Raw genomic sequence first — 17,931 nt, 5'->3', positions numbered from 1 at the left:
TGACAGGCAAGTTTCGCAAAGTGGCAAGCCACTCTGCACCGGAGCCAGCCTTTGGGCTGTTCCTAAACTTGCCAGAGGGCTCTGCCCCTTGGAACCCCGGCACGTCAATGGCGTAAGTATCCCTGCGAAATATCCACCGGACATTCCTACGGAACACTTACTGATTGACTAGGGTTTCACCCTGCACCCACCAAAGGGGCGTTGTCTTCGCTCCACTTCGGTCGGTGCTAAACGGACATCCACTGGATGTCCAGCACCCTTATGGAATCCCTTTATTGGTTTATCAGCCAGAATATCGTATCTGTCAATAAAGAATGAAAATTAAGCAAAGAAAGGAGCAGAAAGCCTATGAGAAAACGAAATCATACAGTAACCATACGGATGAATAAAGCAGAATATGATCTGCTTCAAAACAAGGTGAAAGAATCAGGAAGAACACAACAGGAAGTTGTGATAAAAGCAATCGCAGACTTGAAGATAGCATCGGCAGAAGAAGTGGAAGAACTGAAAAGACTGAACCAGATGTTTGCAGACATCCTTTGTCAGCTCCGGGGAGCGACTACAAATATCAATCAGATTGCAAGAAAACTGCATACAGATGGAGAAATCCCAAACGACAGTATGTTATATTTCCTCAATAAAAATGTCCTCAAGTACCGGAAGGAGAGTGAAAAAATATGGCTATTAATAAGACGATTAATAAGCGGACAAATACACATGGAGCAATGAGAAACTGCATCGAATATGTTTTACGACAAGACAAGACCGGCGAACTGCTTACCTATGTAACAGGCCCGTACTGCCATAATGAGATTAACTATGATCTGGTGTACAGAACCTTTCTGGAAGAAAAGAAGATGTGGGATAAAGACACTGGAAGAATGTACGCCCACAATATTATTTCTTGGCATAAGGACGAGCAGATCACCTCAGAGCAGGCATTTGAATTCGGAAAAGAGTTTGCAGAAAATTGGTTCAGTGGATTCCAGACCTTAGTGGCTGTGCATAAGGATAAAGACCATGTCCACTGCCATTTGGTTACTAATTCAGTGAGTTATGAAGATGGGAGAAAGCTGCATAACACCAGAAAAGATCTGGAACGTATGAAACAGCTTACCAATCAGATGTGCCGGGAACGAGGACTGACCGTTGCCGAAAAAGGAAAGCATTTTGATGGAAGTCAGATTGAAAAAGGGGAAGTCATTGCATGGAGCAAAGACAAATATAATCTGTTCCGTCAGCAGGTAAAGGATAGCTTTGTAGCGGACTGTGCAATGGCAGTGTTAAAAGCACTGGAAAATTGTATCAGCAAAGAAAAGTTTATAGAAAAAATGAAGCAGTTCGGATGGAACGTAAACTGGACAGAGAAACGGAAGCACATTACTTTTCAGAACCAAGAGGGAAAGAAAGTACGTGACAGTAATCTGTTCAAAACATTTCATTTGGATATCAGCAAGGAGGGACTAGAGAATGAATTTAATGGAAATAGGAAAAAATCCAGAGATATTGAAATCAGAGATAGCAGAGCAGCCGAAGAACTCAGAAATTATTACAGAGAACTTGACACAGCCATCGCAGCTGCCGGAGGAATCACCGATCAAGCTCAAAGTAGAAAGAGATCTTCTAATGCAGAGTTTCGAGAGAGCGAAAGAGTTCATGCGGACACAGAAAAAGCAGATACAGATGCTGGAAGAAGAGAAACAGACAATCTTATCCGACAGGCAGAGATTGCGAGAAGAAGTTCGGAAATCAACCGTAGAAATTCAGTGTCTGACAACCGAATTGTCCGAAACGCAGAAGCTGAATCAATCGCTTCAGCAGAGCAACGACGATCTGAGGAACAGAAATGGATTAATGAGCAGGAGCGAGCAGGAGCAGCTCGAAGAAGAAATAAAAGACATTCGGGACCAGAACTCTAAACTACAGATACAGGTGAACAAATCATCTGTTGAAGCAGTAGATGATGCACAGAAGAAACAGAAAGAAGCAGAGAAAAAGATGGAACAGGCAGAAGCAAAAGCCCGTAATGAAAAGAAACGTGCAGAGATGGAAATCCGTAAAACGAAAAAAGAAGTAAAGGCCAGAACCGAAAAAATGAGGGACGCAGAATATTTCTGGGGAATAGGATACATTACAGTAATCCTGTTTGCAATCATACAGAATGGTGCTTTTCAGCATGATTTCATAGATTTTTTTAGGATTCCATTCACATGGTATGTTCGATTTTGTGAATGGTTGGTATATCCGACTTATGATAATGGGTTCAATCAGAAAATAGCTTATACGGGGGGAGAAGCCTGGGTTATCAGGATTTTGGCAATCGTAGCTATAATTTTTATATTGGCAATTATGATAGTAATGATTGTAGAAGCAATAAAACGATACAAAAAAAGGTGGAACGAAATTTCACAAATGTTTTTGATAGGAAGCCTTTCAGGGATAGCAGTGCTTGGAGATGTAATCAGAGGGTATCTACCTGTGAATTTGATCCTGTTATTTGTGTTTATCAATATGGGAATCAATTGGATCCATGATACTAAATAGACAAGGGTCTGAACAGCAAAGAATGCCATTCAGCCTAAAAATTAAAAAATGCAGTAAAAATCCCGAAAAGAAGTAAATCTCTTCTAAAGAAGAAGCTGGCTCTGCACTTTATATGTCTGGCTCATTTGCTTAACACCATTTTTAGTTGTATTACATCTATCTTTATTTCTTTCTTACACTTCGGACAGTACAGCGGAAACTTTACGAGAACAGTATCGTCATATACTTTTGTTCTCGTTTTTCCTCCGCAAATCGGGCAATGGATCCAAAGAGAGTTTTTTCGATTGGCATTCACTCTTTACACCTCCAATAATGGCATAGCTCCGCGTTGATCGTCCGGCTTTTGCCTATTTATAAGTATATCCTAAAAGAGCCAATGGACTACAATTTCTCATAGTTCATCGGCTCTGTGACTGTGTGTCAGGCTCTTTGATAACTATTTTTTCTTATTGTTCTTCCATGTTTTGTATATAACATTGGAAACAGGAAGTAAAACACATATAGCTACAAACCAATCTGGAAAATGTGGCATAATCTCAATCCTCCTTATCTTATACAAGATTGAATATAGCCGCTGCAATGCAGATAGCAGCAACAATAAGTGATACAATAATTCGTAAAATAGAAAAACTATACAATTTTTCCGGATTTTGCGTGTCATAACGCACGGTAACGGTAGTTCCAATCTGTGACGCCATTGGTACTTGTATGCAGTTTTGGGACTGATACGTTCTTCCATTCACTTTATACGAAACGGTCGCCCATTTTGAATTACGAAATTTTGAGTTTTCTGGATTTATTGTTTTGAAAGAAATAATCGTACCGACGGTTTCTGCCGTTTTGTTTCCTTTTAAAAAAAATTGAATACAGTTTATCAATCCGAAACACAATGCTATCGCAGCAATGACATAAAGAAAAATAGTATCTCTATCCATAGTCCCACCTTTCTTTATCACGCCAAGTCTGCTTTATCGTAAATCTTTATAGACAAAGATGCTGATATTGCTAAAATCGCAAAACCAATAAGGACAATACCGCCATAAACAAGGTATGGTGAAAACATAGAGAGGAAGTTCAAGTTTAGATTTCCCGCTCTCATAAGCAGTGGCAGAATAAATGGCGAAGCCATAATAATCACCCCAAAGGCAAACTTTGTTTTTTCATATCCAAACTTATACTGTATTGGCAAATAAATACCAATAAAAACAGATACTATAAGAAACATAAATGCAAACAGCTTGATATCTGATGTTCCTAATCCGGGCATAAATAAGGTTTCAAGTTCAAAAACGATACAACAGATTGCATATATAGCCATGCAAAAAATGTATTTTGATGAAACTATCGCTTTCCGTGAAAATGGTGTGGCACATAGTAATGTCGTAGCTTTTGGAAATTGATACTCTTTTAGGGATACATATTGCAACAGCATGAAAACGCCAAAAATGACAGAAAGAATAAATCCAAAAACTCCCGTAAACTCCGGTGTCCGCCAACGCATGACAGGTGGGATAAGCGCAATAACTACAAGCATAATCAGCACATATTTTTTTACAATCAGAAAATCCTTTTTTAGTAGGGCGAACAACATCATTTTTCACCTCCGATATTTCCAAGCATAATATCTTCAATCGTCGGACGCTCAACCATAATGTTGGGAATATAAGACCGTACTTCGGAAATTTGCTTTGTAATTCCTGTAAATCCAAAATCAGTTTCCGATATAGATAAAAAGAGCTTGCGAGTATCAGTTGTTAAAGCTCCACTATCACCTTTGACAATCCGATATGTGTCAAGCAAGGTATCCTTTTCCTCTCGAAAGACGATACGCCCGTTATCAATCATAATGAGCATATCGGCAATCTTATCAAGGTCAGAGGTGATATGTGTCGAAAAGAAAACACCTTTTCCGCCATTTTCCATGTACTCAGTTAAGATTTTCAAAAGCTGCCCCCTAACTAAAGGATCAAGGCCGCTTGTCGGCTCATCCATAATTAAAAGTTCTGCATTATGAGAAAGAGCTAAAGCAAGAGCATACTTCATTCTCATACCTTTGGAAAGGTTATTGATTTTTTGCTTCGGGTCAAGCGAAAACATATCCATGTACCGCTTAAAATCCTGTTCAGACCATGAAGTGTACGCAGACGAAATAATTCCTTTCATTTCACTTAGCGAAAGTTCTTCGTAAAATCCCCCGCCGTCTAAAACTATACCAATACGGTCTTTGATTTCTCTTTCATTCTTATCCATGTCAAGACCGAAAAACTGAATTTTGCCGGATAGCTTGTTCGTCAGACCTAAAAGCGTCCGCAGCGTTGTTGTTTTACCTGCTCCATTGACACCAATAAAACCTGTGATACACCCTTCTGGCAAAGAGAATGTCACATCTTTCAAAGAAAAATCGCCATACGACTTATTTAAACCGCTGACTGTCAAAATATCGTTCATTTCAATCCTCCTCGTAAAGAATATCCATCATGGAATTAAGTTCTTCCTTACTGATTTTCAGTGATTTTGCTGTTTGTATCATATCCGCCATTTTTTGTTCTACAAGCCGTCGTTTGGAGTCACGGAGTAATTCAAGATTGCTTGTAGATACAAATGTCCCAATTCCTACTTGACTTACAATAAATCCCTCCTGTTCTAACTCCTCATATACCCGTCGAATTGTTAAGACGCTCACTTTCAAATCATTAGCAAAAGCCCGAATAGAGGGAAGTGCGTCCCCTTCAACCAATTCTTCTTTTAATATGGCGTCCTTAATCTGGTCTTTTATCTGTTGGTATAAGGGAGTGTCAGAAGTATTTGAAATTAGTATTTTCACAAATCCCCTCGCCCCTTTCTTTTAGTGTGATGTAAGTACATACACATTATAAACAACAGGCACATTATTGTCAATATAATACTGAAAACAAACAGATAGAGAGGAATTACAGGGTTTTTCTTTACTCTCTTTTGGCAAAAAGGGGCTTCCCGTTGTAATAGATAACAAGGGATAAAACTTTCATAGCAAGCATAGGAAGCGAGTACCCACTTCCGTATTTTGCCCTGTAAAATTGCTTGTTGGGAAATGTCCCAAACCCTCATATGAAAGGAGCGCTTGGATAAAATTAAATATACAGTGGATAAAAGTATTATATGGAATTGCATTGATACTTATTGGTATAATATTGGCTGCCCGGCATTTTATTGTGGCTGGAAATGGTATCGGATATTTCATTTCTGGCATATGTTAATTTTGAGGGTATTTCTAATTTGGATATTTGAAAAATGTTTGGACTGGGAGAAAAAGAGAAAGCGAAAGCATCTCGACTTCTTACCTGTGCTGTTGACGGAGACTATATTAAAGTAATGGATCCGGATACTGCACCAAGGTATAAAAAGTATATTCCATATTGGGCATAATTTAAGTTTCGCTAAGTTTCACTTATATAGGTGTCTGAGGAAAATTTAATAGAAAAAACATGAAAAAGGCACTGAAAACCCCTGAATTATTGGTTTTACAGTGCCTTCTCTTTGACTAACGAGAAAAAACATAATAAATTTAAGTTTTGCTAAGTTTCACTAAGTTCAGCATTAACAGATCGCCACTGCCTTTTCGGTTCATATTTCCCACACCCATCACAGGTCTGCGGCCAGTTGATTTTCCACTCAAAATACTCATCTCTGGTAATCTCACCGGATTTCAGTTCTTCTTTTCTGAGAACCCATTCTTTCATAAAATCATTGAGAACTCCATAATTGAACCACATACCAACAGGTGGATGCGCAGGCCAGTTGTCAGAGTTATGGTAACGGACTGCGGTATCTTCGCTGGAATTGCATTTCTCTCCGGGATAAGTTTCTAACTGAAAGAGATTGATAGCTGCCGGATTAAATTCATCAATCCAGAACAGGATTTCCATAAGTTCAGAAGCATCCATAGTAGTAGGTTCATGCAGTGCCAGTGGATTTACGTCCAGAATCTTAGCCATTTCAGTTACCAGATCTTTACGGGGAACCCTGTAATTCGTTTCGTATTGGGCAAGGCGGTTTGCACCTTTATCGCCCCAGCCGAGGGCAGCTCCAAGTTCTGCCTGTGTCATATTCCGGAATGTCCGGATTTTTTTTATTTTATCACCGATTGTCATACCAAATTTCCAACTTTCTTTTTGATAAATCCATTTTACTACCAAAAACAAGGAATGTAAACAGAAAGATTCGCATTGAAGCGAACAAAACGCTTGACATTCGCATGGAAGCGAATTAAAATAGCAGTACAATAAAGGTTCGCATGAAAGCGAATGTACGGATGAGGATAAATACATTTTGCAAATTATTGCAAAATTAGGTTGGTAAAATCATTCTGTCAGGCTTTATTAGTGAGAGGATTTTTTTGAAGAGAACAACATTTTGGTGTTTCTAGGCTGTAATAAGTGAAAGGATATTCAAAAAACTCTCTTTTGTACCTTGAAAATTACATGAGCTGTATAATCTGATTCCACAGATGCCATAACCCTGTAAAGGATTTTACGGGCGAGCGTCAAAGATACTCCGGAAACGGCTGGTAAGTTTGCGAAGAAGCTACCAGCATTCAGAAATATTCTGATAGAGGTTGGCAGTAACGCTGACAGCAGATTATACGAATGGAAGCCAACACGCCGAACGGAATATGCAATGCTATAACAATAGATAAACTGTGAGAACAAAATACGAAAAGGTAAGGTGATGCAATTGAGAAAATTGCAGGTATAGGACAACTGATACAAAGAATATGTTGGAAAAGAGGTGAGCATCATGGTGAATCAGTCAGTAATAGACTCCAGTGTTGATCTGAAGCAGTTAAAGGACATTGAAGATTTAATTTCTGATATGGATAAAGCTATTTCTGAGAAAGTGGAAACTTTTCTGGATAAATCCGGCGATCAGCCGTATGCCCACATGAATGAAGGATATGTAGTGGTTGTGGAGATGACAGGAGAAATGGATGCCACAGATGCCATTAGCGATTATCTTAGAAAAAGAACGGAGTTGATGTATTAGATGCAAGTCTTGAAAAAAACATCTTGCGAAGCTACAGATGTTATGTTAATGTGAGGTCAGGGAAAATGAACGTGATACATGGTTTCTGACTTCTATTCAATGGAATAAGTAAGTTGGGAGCGATGTAAAATGGAACAGATGCAAATGAATATGCCAGATATATACGATGCTGCATTGTATCTTCGATTATCGAAAGATGATATGGAAGAGGGCGATGCGAAGTCAGAGAGCAACAGCATTGCAAATCAGAGAGAGTTACTTCGGAGCTTTGTAAAAAGCCAGCCGGATATTCAGATCTTTGATATATATGTGGATGACGGATACTCAGGAGGAAATTTTGACCGACCTGAGTTTAAACGAATGACAACTGATATAGAAGCTGGAAAAGTAAACTGCGTGATTGTAAAAGACTTATCCAGATTCGGAAGAGAGTATATAGAAGCCGGGCGATGGATCGAAAAGACCTACCCGGCTTTAAATGTGCGTTTTATTTCAGTTACAGACCAGTTTGACAGTAAAACAGCAGATTTTTCAGAAAAGTCATTTGTTGTTCCAATCAAAAATTTTGTAAATGAAAGCTATTGCCGGGACATTTCCGGTAAAGTGCGAAGCCACCAGAAAATCAAACGTGAAAAAGGTGAATTTATTGGAGCATTTGCCCCGTATGGTTACTGCAAAGATCCGGAGAATAAGAATTGTCTGGTGATTGATTCTTATGCAGCGGATATTGTAAGAAAAATATTTTCATGGAAAATTGATGGATTCAGTCTTGGAGCAATCGCAGAAAAACTGAATGTACGTCATGTGCAGTCGCCAAAAGAATATAAAAAGGCAAATGGTGAAAATTACAATTCCGGATTCCATAGTTCGGATACACCGAAATGGTCGGCAGTGCAGATCAAAAGGATTCTGACCAATGAAGTCTATATTGGAAACATGGTACAGGGCAAGCAGGAACGAATCAGCTATAAAGTAAAGCAACGCCTGGATAAGCCAGAATCAGAGTGGGTGAAAGTAGAAAATACGCATCCGGCAATTATCAGGCAGAATGATTTTGATGTGGTTCAGAAGCTGCTTCAATATGATGGCAGGGCATCGAAAACATCAGACAGTGCAAACTTTTTTTCGGGATTTGTGTTTTGCGGAGATTGCAAGACACCGATGATACGCAGGGTAAATCAGTATAAGGGGAAGAAAAAAGCCTTTTATATCTGCCAGACAAAGAACAAAGGTGGAGATTGCACCAGACACAGTGTTCCGGAAGAGGTGCTGAAAAGAATTGTGTTGAAAGAGATTCAGGCATATACGGCACTTTTTGTAGACTATCAGATGATTATGGAAGAACTTTGTGAGATGCAAGTCAGCTACGATCAGGTAATCGGTTATGATACGCAGATTAGTAAGTTGCAGGAAGAATATAACCGCTATTACAGTCTGAAAGCGTCTTTAGGTGATGACTTGAAAGAGGGACTGATCAGCAAAGAAGAGTTCGATGATTTTCGGGAAAGTTACGGAAGAAAATGTGAAGAACTGGAGCAGATGATCGAGAATCAGAAAAAATTGGTAAAGCAAATGTTTGAGGGTGGAGTGTCTGCAACTGTTCAGTTGGAGGACTGGAAGAAATCACTGGAAATCAAAGAACTGGATCGCACATTGCTGGCACTGACCGTAGATAAAATCTATATTTATGAAAACAAACAGATCAAAATTCATATCCGTTATCAGGATACGATTGAGAAAATGAAAGTCATAAGACGGTTTTATGCGGAACACCGGACAGAGTGCAGGAAAGAGGTGAGATAAATGGCAAGGACAGCAAAAAGATATAAGAAAAACACAGAGAAGAAAGTTCTTGGGATTCCGGTATATATGGCTGCAATTTATGCCAGATTATCCGTAGACAGTGATGAAAAAAAGTCAGAATCTATTGAAACACAGGTTACGCTGATAAAAGAATTCATTCAGAAGCACAATGAAAATCCAGACAGAGAGTATGAGATTGCTGTATATGACATATATTTTGATTTGGGAAAAACCGGAACAAATTTTGACCGACCGGGATTTGAACGGATGATGAATGATGTCAGGGCAGGTAAAATAAACTGTATTCTGGTAAAGGATTTCTCACGATTTGGAAGAAATTACATCGAAACTGGTAACTATCTGGAAAGGATTCTTCCTTTTATGAAAGTACGGTTTATTTCTGTATGTGACAACTATGATTCATTTGCACCTGGTGCTAAGAATCAGGAATTATCTATGAATATCAAAAATCTGGTGAATGATGCTTATGCGAAAGACATTTCTGCAAAAGAACGGGCTGCGAAACGTATTGCACAGAAGAACGGTGAGTATGTGGGATCTACAGCTCCATACGGATATTGTGTGGAAAAGGTAAATGGAATTTATAAGTTAATTGTAGAACAGGAAGCCGCAAAGATTGTCCGCAGGATTTTTGAAGAATATGCTTCAGGAGATGGCATACAGAGCATTATTGACAGGTTGTTTGAGGATGGGGTACATCGAATTTCAGATTATAACCGATATCATCATGTGTACTGTAAGGACGGAGAAAAGCTTCATCAGTGGGGAAATTCTTCGATACGTGCGGTGTTGAACCGAAATAATTATTATGGTGATCTGGTTCAGAGAAAATACGAATCAAGATTTCAAAGAGGGGAAAAATGGTGTGACATACTGGATGAAAGTCAGTGGATTATTACGCCAAATGCTCATGAAGCGATTATCAGTCGAGAATTGTTTGACAAAGCACAGGTCAGGTTAAAAGCAGCACAACAGAAAGCAGCAAAAACTACAGCAGGATGGGAAGAGGATGAAAGAGCATTTTACAATGTATTCTATTGTGGAGATTGTAAGCGAAAAATGTGCACACGCAGATACGGAAACGATGTGCTTTACTTTTGCAATGCTGCCCAGTATCGGGATGAAAGGAAATGCAGTCATAAATCTATTTCCGAAGGAAAACTGCAGAAAATTGTCCGTTCGGAGCTGACCAGACAGTTTCAGTTATCTGACTTACGGAAAAAGGATATGTCTGCTATAAGCAGTGCGGTATTTCTTTCCAAAATCAAAGAAATTCAAGCGGAGATCAGGAAACTGGATGCAGATATGGAAAGACGTTCAGAAAAACTGGCACAGGCATTCATGCAATATAAAGAGGGTGAACTTTCCAAAGCAGCCTATATAGAAATGAAAGATGACCGTAATAACTGGAAAGAGTTCTGCGAAGAGAGAAAGAAGTCTTTGGAGCAGACTATACGAAAACTGGAAAAACAGCAGAAAGAAGAAGCCAGATTTTTACGAAGCCTGCTGGAGCTGGATGGGACAACCAGAATCAATGCGGAACTTGCAGAAGGCTTGATTGAAAGTATGTATCTATATGGTGATGGCAAACTGGAAATCAACTTCGGGTTTAAGGGGGCGGTAGAACATGAGTGATCAGAAACTGATTATTGGATATTACCGCCTTTCCATGGAAGATGACTCAGAGGGAGAAAGTAACAGCATTATTAATCAGAGAAAACTGGTAAAAGATTATATTTCCAATATTCCTGAACTGGTGGCTATGCCCTTTCAGGAGTTCTACGACGATGGATATTCTGGTTCCAGTATGGAACGTCCGGCAATTAAGCAGGTTCTGGAACTTGCCAGGGAGAATAAAGTGCAGTGTATTGTAGTAAAAGATTTTTCACGTTTTGCCAGAAACTATATTGAGATGGGAACTTATCTGGAACAGATTTTTCCATTCCTGGGAGTACGATTCATTTCTATCTCAGACCGATATGATTCTAAAGATTATAAGGGAAAGAGTTCGGATATTGAAGTACAGTTTAAAGGACTGATAGCAGACTTTTATGTGAAAGACCAGTCCGTAAAGGTAAAAGCGGCAGTCAGTACCAGACGAGGAAAAGGTGAGTATTGCTGTGGCTCTGCACCGTATGGGTATCGAATCAATCCTGAAAATAAGAAAGAACTGGTGATTGTAGAGGACGAAGCGGAAGTAATCCGCAGAGTATTTGAACTGACCAATCAGCGGTATTCCAAGATAGAGATTTGTAAGTTATTCAATGAAGAGGGTGTATTGACTCCCTTGCAGTCTATGAGCAGACGACAGAAATCAGACAGCAAGAAAGCTGCATCAAGAGGATTGCAGTGGACGAGTGATATGATACGGAAGATTGTGGATGATAAGACTTATATAGGCTGTATGGTCTATGGAAAGACAAAGATTCCAGATCCCGGAACAGGGAAAGAAGTACCAGTGCCGAGAAATCAGTGGAAAGTGATGGAAAATCACCATGAGCCGATCGTATCAAAAGAAGTTTTTGAAAAAGCACAGTCCCTGCAGATCAGATACACAAAGAAAAGTAAATTTGACAGGGAAACAACACTGTTAGGTGGCTATGTGAAGTGTGGAAATTGTCGCAGAAGTCTGACTTCAAGCAGTCCGGTTCATGGTCATATCCTTTATAGCTGCGCTTACAGTAAAGGAAAAGAAGATACAGGTTGTTTTGCCGGGAAAGCGGATAACAAAATGCTGGAGCATATCGTGCTGGCAGAAATAAAGGCTTACTTACGTCAGAATATCAGCCAAGAACAGATGCAGCAATCCATGAGAAAACAGCATGAGGACAGTATAGAAGCCTATAAGACGGAAAGTGCAGATTGTGAAAAGTGTCAAGAACAAATAAAAATCCAGAACCGCCAGAACTATGAGAAGTATCACGAGGGACAGATGAACCAGAACCAGTTTATGGAAGCCAAGAAGCAGTTGGAAGAAGAAAGAGAACGACTGCAGAAACGAGTACAGGAACTGGAAGAACTGATAAATGGTGAGAAAGAAATCCTGATGAAAAAGAATATTCCGGTGGAGCAAATGTTGAAGTATTTAGGCTATGAGAAGCTGACACGAGAGATGCTGGAAGAATATGTGCAGGGAATATGTGTGTATGATGATGGGAGAGTGGAAGTGGAATGGAATGAGAAACAATAGTTCGATTTTTATTAATAACAATTGCTAGATGCTATAGCATACGCTATAATATATTTTTAAGGAGGAATGGAGCAATATGCCTTTTAAGATAGTTGTAAAGAGTGTTAGAAAAAAATTATCAATGAGTCAAGAGCGTTTGGCGAGAGAACTTAAAGTTTCATTTTCGACTGTTAATAGATGGGAAAATGGAAAGGCTAATCCTAGTCCTATGGCGCTTGAGGCGTTTCGAGCATTTTGCAAAGAAAGAAATATTATACTGGAAGGAGGCATGGAGGATGATTAGTTTAGCTAATGTATCAACAAATAGTATTGCGATTGATGATGAATGGAATTTTGGAAATGATGATGAATATTTAATGCATACCTTACATGCTTATCCGGCAAAGTTCCCTGCATTTATTGCTTCGAAAGCATTCGATTATGCGGAAAAAGAAGGCGTAAATGTGGAATGTGTATCAGATATCTTTTGTGGATGTGGGACAGTTGCACTAGAGGCAAAAATACATGGAAAGAACTTTTGGGGGTGTGACATAAATCCAGTTGCAACTTTAATTGCAAAGACTAAAAGTGCAACATATAATGTTAAGACCGTTGAAAAATATTATGAATTGATTCGAAAGACACTTCAGAAAATAGATGTGTCACAAAATGTATATATAGATGCAAATGAAAGATTAAAATATTGGTTTAAGGAAAACAGTTATATTGAATTGTTAAAGATAAAAATGGCAATTGATATGTGTGTTCCTAATGGAAAATATAAGACTGCTTTTTTATGTTTGTTTTCATCTATATTAAAAGCTTCTTCAAAATGGTTGACAAAATCTATTAAACCACAGGTAGATCCTAATAAGAAAGAGGCGAATATTATAAAATTGTTTGATAATCAATATAATAAGTTTTTGCGTTCAATAAAAGAAATGGAAGATATCCCGAATAATAGTAAGATAGAAATAAAAAATAATAACTTTTTGTCAATAAAAAAGTTACCAAAAGTTGATCTAGTTATAACAAGTCCTCCATATGTAACGTCATATGAATATGCGGATTTGCATCAATTATCTTCTTTATGGTTAGGATTTACGGATGATTACAGGGAATTACGAAGAGGATCAATTGGAAGTGTATACAATGTAGATGATTTTCAAATTAATGTGGATGCATTAAACAAAGTTGGTAAGAAAATTGTTTTAAAATTGACTAAAAATGTGGATTCGTATTCTAAGGTTCGTTCTGTCGCAAGATATTATCTTGATATGCAAAATGTGGTTAAACGCTGTAGCAAAATGCTAAATGTAGGAGGAATGGCTTTCTTTGTTGTGGGAGATACTGAGTATAAAGGGGTAAAAATATTGAATTCAGAACATCTTATTGAGGCACTTAAAGAAAATGGATTTTCTGATATAAAAGTTGCAAAAAGAAAGATATCAAAGAAAATGTTGACTCCTTATAGAGATAATACGGGGAAATTTTCTTCAGATAAAACTCAAAGAGCAATATATCATGAAGAATTAATTATTAGTGGAAGGATGTGATCTGTTTGAGTAAAAATTTAAAAATTCGTCCATATGCTAGGTTGATAACAATGTTGGGGGATCAATTGATTAAAAATGAGATAATAGCGCTTGTTGAACTTATAAAAAATTCATATGATGCGGATGCTTCTTGGGTAAAAGTTAGTTTTGTAGATTTTAATGAAGATTTTTCTGTCAAACCAACATCAAAAATAGTAATTGAAGATGATGGTTGCGGAATGGATGAGAAGATATTAGAAAAGCATTGGTTAAATCCAGCCACTCCAGATAAATTAAAACGTAAGTCAGAAAGAACTTTAACTGATAAGAAAAGAATTATGCAAGGAGAAAAAGGAATTGGAAGATTTGCGATTTTTAAACTGGGGAAAAATATCAAAATTATTTCGCGTAGACAAAAGCAAATTGAAGAAGAGGTACAATTAGACAATGGAGTTTTATCAATAAAGAGTAAATTTATTGATGAAGGTGAAAATGTTGAAAATATTCTTTCCTACAATTTTTCAAATTATGATGATAATTTTTTGTTTGAAAGCGGAAAGGAAAAAGAATTATTTTTAGATGATTTAGATGTCGCATTAGAAGTTGAACAAGAACCAAAGGTAATTATTGCAGAGAAAATTCTTTTAGGTACTTCTGAAATTGTACGTAAGCCATATGGTACACGAATTGAAATTAGTGATTTAAAGTCGAACTGGTCAGTAGCAAAAATTGAAAAAGTACAAAGAGAAATAGGCAAGATGCAACCAATTTTTGCAAAGGATGATTTTTCTGATTTCCATGTATGGATATATCAAGATGAAAAGGTTCATATTTCACAGGAACGCTATAAGGAAAAACTCACAACGTGTTTGGAAAATAAGTCAGTCTTTAAAGTAAAGGATGGTAAATTTGATTCTAAAACAAACAAAATAAAGTTTGAGTTAAATGGAAAGAAAATTGAACTAAGTTTTGATGATCAAGATATTAATGGCTTAAAACTATTTCAAAAATATTTTAAGGATTCATCTTATATAACGGAATGCGGAGATTTTAATTTTGAATTTTATATTTTCGATTTGAAAATTAGTTCAGAAAATCCGTCGAAATATATGCTAGATAAAGATGAAAAAGATATTATTAAAGAACACAGGATTTATTTGTATAGGGATAATATTAGGGTAATGCCATACGGAGATCCTGACGATGACTGGTTACGTATAGATATGGCAAGAGGTACTGTTAGTGCCGCTGAATTTCTTAGTAATGATCAGGTGGTTGGCTGTGTGTATATTACCCAAGACGGAAATCCTAAATTAAAAGATAAAACTAATAGAGAGGGACTGATCGAAGAAGGAAAAGCACTCGAAGATTTCATTAATGTTTTGCAGTTGATACTTAAATATTTAAGAAAAAAGGTATATGCACAATACCTTATTGATAAAAAGCGAAAAGCAGATATTGATCATGCAAAAAAAGGGCGACCTTTAGAAATTATTGAGAAGGCGAAAAAACAATATCAGAATGATGAAAAAACACTAAAATTTTTAAACAATTTTGAGACTAGTTACAGACAAGAGCAGAAAGTATTATTTGATAGAATAGATAAAACAGAAAGTCTAGCAGCAGTCGGACTGTCAATTGAAACAGCATCGCATGACATAATGTTGTTTATTAAAAAGACGCTTGAAAATCAAGATGCTCTAATTAAAGAATTGATGTTGGGCAATGAAGTAAATCAAAATGAATTGATTACAAGATTAACATTGATTCGAGGAAACTTATCCATGGTGGAAACACAAATGAAAGATATTCAATTATTATTTCCATCTACTAAATCCAAAACAAAAAATATTAATGTTAGAGATATTATTGACAAAGTATATGGGTTATATAAACGGCCATTTGCAGAAAACAAGATAAAATATAATGTTTGTTCAACAAATAAACCTTTAATCGTAAAAACAACAGATGCAGTTTTACTTCAGGTTTTGATTAATTTATTTGATAATGCTTTGTATTGGCTTAAAACGGTATCAAAAGAAAGAGAAATTTTAATTTCAATAGATGGTAATCAACAAAAATTAATTTTTTCTGACAGTGGACCAGGAATAAAAGAAGAAGATATTCCGTATGTGTTTGAAGCGTTTTATTCGGGTAAAGGAGAAGAAGGTAGAGGATTAGGATTGTATATTGCAAGACAGTTGTTAGATAAATATGATTATACAATTAATTTGGCAGAATTTTCGAAAGATAAAAAATTAAAAGGTGCTAATTTTGTAATGGAGTTTATAAAGGAGGTACAATAGATGATGGAGGTTGAGGAACTTTTTAAAGGAATCGCAGTTATTATTGATGATGAAATCAATGATGAATCTTCTCCTATTTTTAATATACGGAAATTAATTGAAAAAAGGAATATTCCTGTATTAACTTATGCTGAAATACCTAGTGTAGAAATAATAGAAGCTTTATCTAATGTGTCATTTATTGTTTTAGATTGGGAATATATGGGCAATTCTTTTCAGCCAGATTTTAGTGAAGAAAGACTTGTTATTCCAGAGACATTACATGATGATACAGAAGAACATCTTATTAAATTTATCGATGGAATCATTAATAGGATTTTTGTGCCAACATTTATTTTTACGGGACATGATTCAGAAAAAATAAAAAATAAATTAATAGAGAATAATTTGTGGGAAGAAGGTAAACCTAATCGAATTTTTATTAAACAGAAATCTGATTTAGATTCAGAAGAAAAGTTATTCACCTCGATTAAAGAATGGTTAAAAGAGATGCCTTCTGTATATGTTTTAAAGGAATGGGAGAAAACATTTAATAAAACCAAAAATGAAATGTTTCTTGATTTATATGGATATTCTCCATACTGGGTGAAAATTGTTTGGGACACTTTGAAAGCGGATAGTATTGATAATCAAGCAGAATTTGGAGAATTTGTTACAAGGAATTTTGTTAATCGTATAGGAGAATACAAGTTTGATGAAGAATGTTTGGATACAGAAAAGACCTTCTCACAAAAAGAATTACAAACTGTAATAGAAGGAGAACGTTATATAAGGTATAGCTCGCAGCCATTGCAAGCATATACAGGTGATCTGATTAAAGATGGGAAAAATTATTATTTAAATATTAGAGCACAATGTGATTTGGCAAGACCAAATCAGCAGGGAGAATACAATCCTACGTTATATTGTGTTAAAGGAAAAAAATTAAAAAATAAAGACATTGCAACGGACGATATTAAAATTACCCAAGACGGGAAATTATCTTTTGGAGTAGGAAAAGAATATACATTCGATGAATTAAAAAATATATGTACGGATATTGAAAAATTGAAGAAGGTTAATAATAAATTTAGAAATCATCGAAATGGAATATTTTTTAATAAAGGTGATTTATTAGGAAAGAGGCCTGAAATTATAATTGCTTGTATTGCTGGTGAGAATGCGATTAAATTTGATTTAAAAGAAATTATACCTCTGCCCTATAAAGAATATGTAGATAGAAGAATAGGTCGCTTACTTCCACCATACATAACAAAAGTCCAACAAAACAGTTCACAATATATTGTCAGAGAGGGGCTTATGCCAGTTCCAGAGGAATTATATTCTGATTTTGGGGCTTCTGATTGTTAGTTACTTTCTAGCAATGACGTAACATCCTCCTCACCAACTTTGTGACAATTATATAACGTCCTCTATACAGAGATATGCGGTTTTAAGCCATTTTTGTGGCAAAAAAGCCGCATATTTTTTGTAGCAATGACTTGACATCCTCGGGGATACTCTGCGTTTCAGGGAGTATTCCTGAAATATG

General features: G+C 36.7%; 18 protein-coding genes. 12 read left to right on the top strand and 6 right to left on the bottom strand.

What is annotated here, in order from left to right; all coding sequences use genetic code 11:
* The first annotated feature begins 348 nt into the window (after positions 1-348).
* Genes AC04Q4_RS10180 through AC04Q4_RS10170 form a run of 3 tightly spaced genes read left to right on the top strand, consistent with a single transcriptional unit; the run spans position 349 to position 2,544 of the window.
* Positions 349-729 carry a plasmid mobilization protein gene (locus AC04Q4_RS10180; protein ID WP_118061843.1) on the top strand — a complete coding sequence of 127 codons (381 nt, stop codon included), beginning with the start codon at positions 349-351 and terminating at the stop codon, positions 727-729.
* Positions 678-1,919 carry a relaxase/mobilization nuclease domain-containing protein gene (locus AC04Q4_RS10175; protein ID WP_243003804.1) on the top strand — a complete coding sequence of 414 codons (1,242 nt, stop codon included), beginning with the start codon at positions 678-680 and terminating at the stop codon, positions 1,917-1,919. Before AC04Q4_RS10180 ends, AC04Q4_RS10175 begins: the two co-directional genes overlap by 52 nt.
* The gene (locus tag AC04Q4_RS10170; RefSeq protein ID WP_243003805.1) at positions 1,855-2,544 is read left to right on the top strand and encodes a DUF6040 family protein; all 690 of its coding nucleotides are present in this window, start codon (positions 1,855-1,857) and stop codon (positions 2,542-2,544) included. The genes AC04Q4_RS10175 and AC04Q4_RS10170 overlap by 65 nt, the downstream gene beginning before the upstream one ends.
* A 121-nt stretch (positions 2,545-2,665) precedes the next feature.
* On the opposite strand, the gene AC04Q4_RS10165 is transcribed toward AC04Q4_RS10170, so the two are convergent.
* From AC04Q4_RS10165 to AC04Q4_RS10145, 5 genes are all read right to left on the bottom strand, one after another.
* The gene (locus AC04Q4_RS10165) at positions 2,666-2,839 is read right to left on the bottom strand and encodes a cysteine-rich KTR domain-containing protein (RefSeq protein WP_118368937.1); all 174 of its coding nucleotides are present in this window, start codon (positions 2,837-2,839) and stop codon (positions 2,666-2,668) included.
* Between the two features lie 256 nt (positions 2,840-3,095).
* On the bottom strand, positions 3,096-3,479 hold the full coding sequence (locus AC04Q4_RS10160) for a DUF3592 domain-containing protein (RefSeq protein ID WP_118061906.1): 384 nt from the start codon (positions 3,477-3,479) through the stop codon (positions 3,096-3,098).
* A gap of 17 nt (positions 3,480-3,496) precedes the next feature.
* Entirely contained in the window at positions 3,497-4,138 is a 642-nt protein-coding gene (locus AC04Q4_RS10155) for an ABC-2 transporter permease (RefSeq protein WP_049947370.1), read from the bottom strand.
* Entirely contained in the window at positions 4,135-4,992 is an 858-nt protein-coding gene (locus AC04Q4_RS10150; RefSeq protein ID WP_118061846.1) for an ABC transporter ATP-binding protein, read from the bottom strand. The genes AC04Q4_RS10155 and AC04Q4_RS10150 overlap by 4 nt, the downstream gene beginning before the upstream one ends.
* A 1-nt stretch (position 4,993) precedes the next feature.
* The gene (locus AC04Q4_RS10145; protein ID WP_021908000.1) at positions 4,994-5,368 is read right to left on the bottom strand and encodes a GntR family transcriptional regulator; all 375 of its coding nucleotides are present in this window, start codon (positions 5,366-5,368) and stop codon (positions 4,994-4,996) included.
* A 446-nt stretch (positions 5,369-5,814) separates the two neighbouring features.
* On the opposite strand from AC04Q4_RS10145, the gene AC04Q4_RS10140 reads away from it, so the two are divergent.
* Positions 5,815-5,949, top strand: coding sequence for a hypothetical protein (locus AC04Q4_RS10140; RefSeq protein WP_278278472.1), 135 nt, complete (start codon positions 5,815-5,817; stop codon positions 5,947-5,949).
* A 149-nt stretch (positions 5,950-6,098) separates the two neighbouring features.
* On the opposite strand, the gene AC04Q4_RS10135 is transcribed toward AC04Q4_RS10140, so the two are convergent.
* Positions 6,099-6,674, bottom strand: coding sequence for a helix-turn-helix domain-containing protein (locus AC04Q4_RS10135; RefSeq protein WP_118061848.1), 576 nt, complete (start codon positions 6,672-6,674; stop codon positions 6,099-6,101).
* A 646-nt stretch (positions 6,675-7,320) separates the two neighbouring features.
* Here AC04Q4_RS10135 and AC04Q4_RS10130 point away from each other — a divergent pair.
* From AC04Q4_RS10130 to AC04Q4_RS10095, 8 genes are all read left to right on the top strand, one after another.
* Positions 7,321-7,566 carry a DUF6870 family protein gene (locus AC04Q4_RS10130; RefSeq protein WP_476388907.1) on the top strand — a complete coding sequence of 82 codons (246 nt, stop codon included), beginning with the start codon at positions 7,321-7,323 and terminating at the stop codon, positions 7,564-7,566.
* Positions 7,567-7,695: 129 nt separating this feature from the next.
* Positions 7,696-9,369 carry a recombinase family protein gene (locus tag AC04Q4_RS10125; protein WP_476388906.1) on the top strand — a complete coding sequence of 558 codons (1,674 nt, stop codon included), beginning with the start codon at positions 7,696-7,698 and terminating at the stop codon, positions 9,367-9,369.
* Positions 9,370-11,025, top strand: a complete 1,656-nt coding sequence (locus AC04Q4_RS10120; protein WP_476388905.1) for a recombinase family protein — start codon at positions 9,370-9,372, stop codon at positions 11,023-11,025.
* On the top strand, positions 11,018-12,580 hold the full coding sequence (locus AC04Q4_RS10115; protein WP_476388904.1) for a recombinase family protein: 1,563 nt from the start codon (positions 11,018-11,020) through the stop codon (positions 12,578-12,580). The genes AC04Q4_RS10120 and AC04Q4_RS10115 overlap by 8 nt, the downstream gene beginning before the upstream one ends.
* A 76-nt stretch (positions 12,581-12,656) precedes the next feature.
* Positions 12,657-12,863 (top strand): helix-turn-helix domain-containing protein, encoded by a 207-nt coding sequence (locus AC04Q4_RS10110; RefSeq protein ID WP_262526932.1) that lies wholly within the window; start codon positions 12,657-12,659, stop codon positions 12,861-12,863.
* A complete protein-coding gene (locus AC04Q4_RS10105; RefSeq protein ID WP_262526935.1) occupies positions 12,766-14,115 on the top strand; it encodes a site-specific DNA-methyltransferase in 1,350 nt (449 codons plus the stop codon). The genes AC04Q4_RS10110 and AC04Q4_RS10105 overlap by 98 nt, the downstream gene beginning before the upstream one ends.
* 5 nt (positions 14,116-14,120) lie before the next feature.
* A complete protein-coding gene (locus AC04Q4_RS10100) occupies positions 14,121-16,400 on the top strand; it encodes an ATP-binding protein (protein ID WP_476388903.1) in 2,280 nt (759 codons plus the stop codon).
* Entirely contained in the window at positions 16,401-17,750 is a 1,350-nt protein-coding gene (locus AC04Q4_RS10095) for a hypothetical protein (RefSeq protein ID WP_476388902.1), read from the top strand.
* Positions 17,751-17,931 lie beyond the last annotated feature (181 nt).

This window comes from Blautia sp. HA8986 (genome assembly GCF_056504635.1).
The sequence above is the reverse complement of the archived record's forward strand: the minus strand, read 5'-3'. Positions and strand labels throughout refer to the sequence as shown.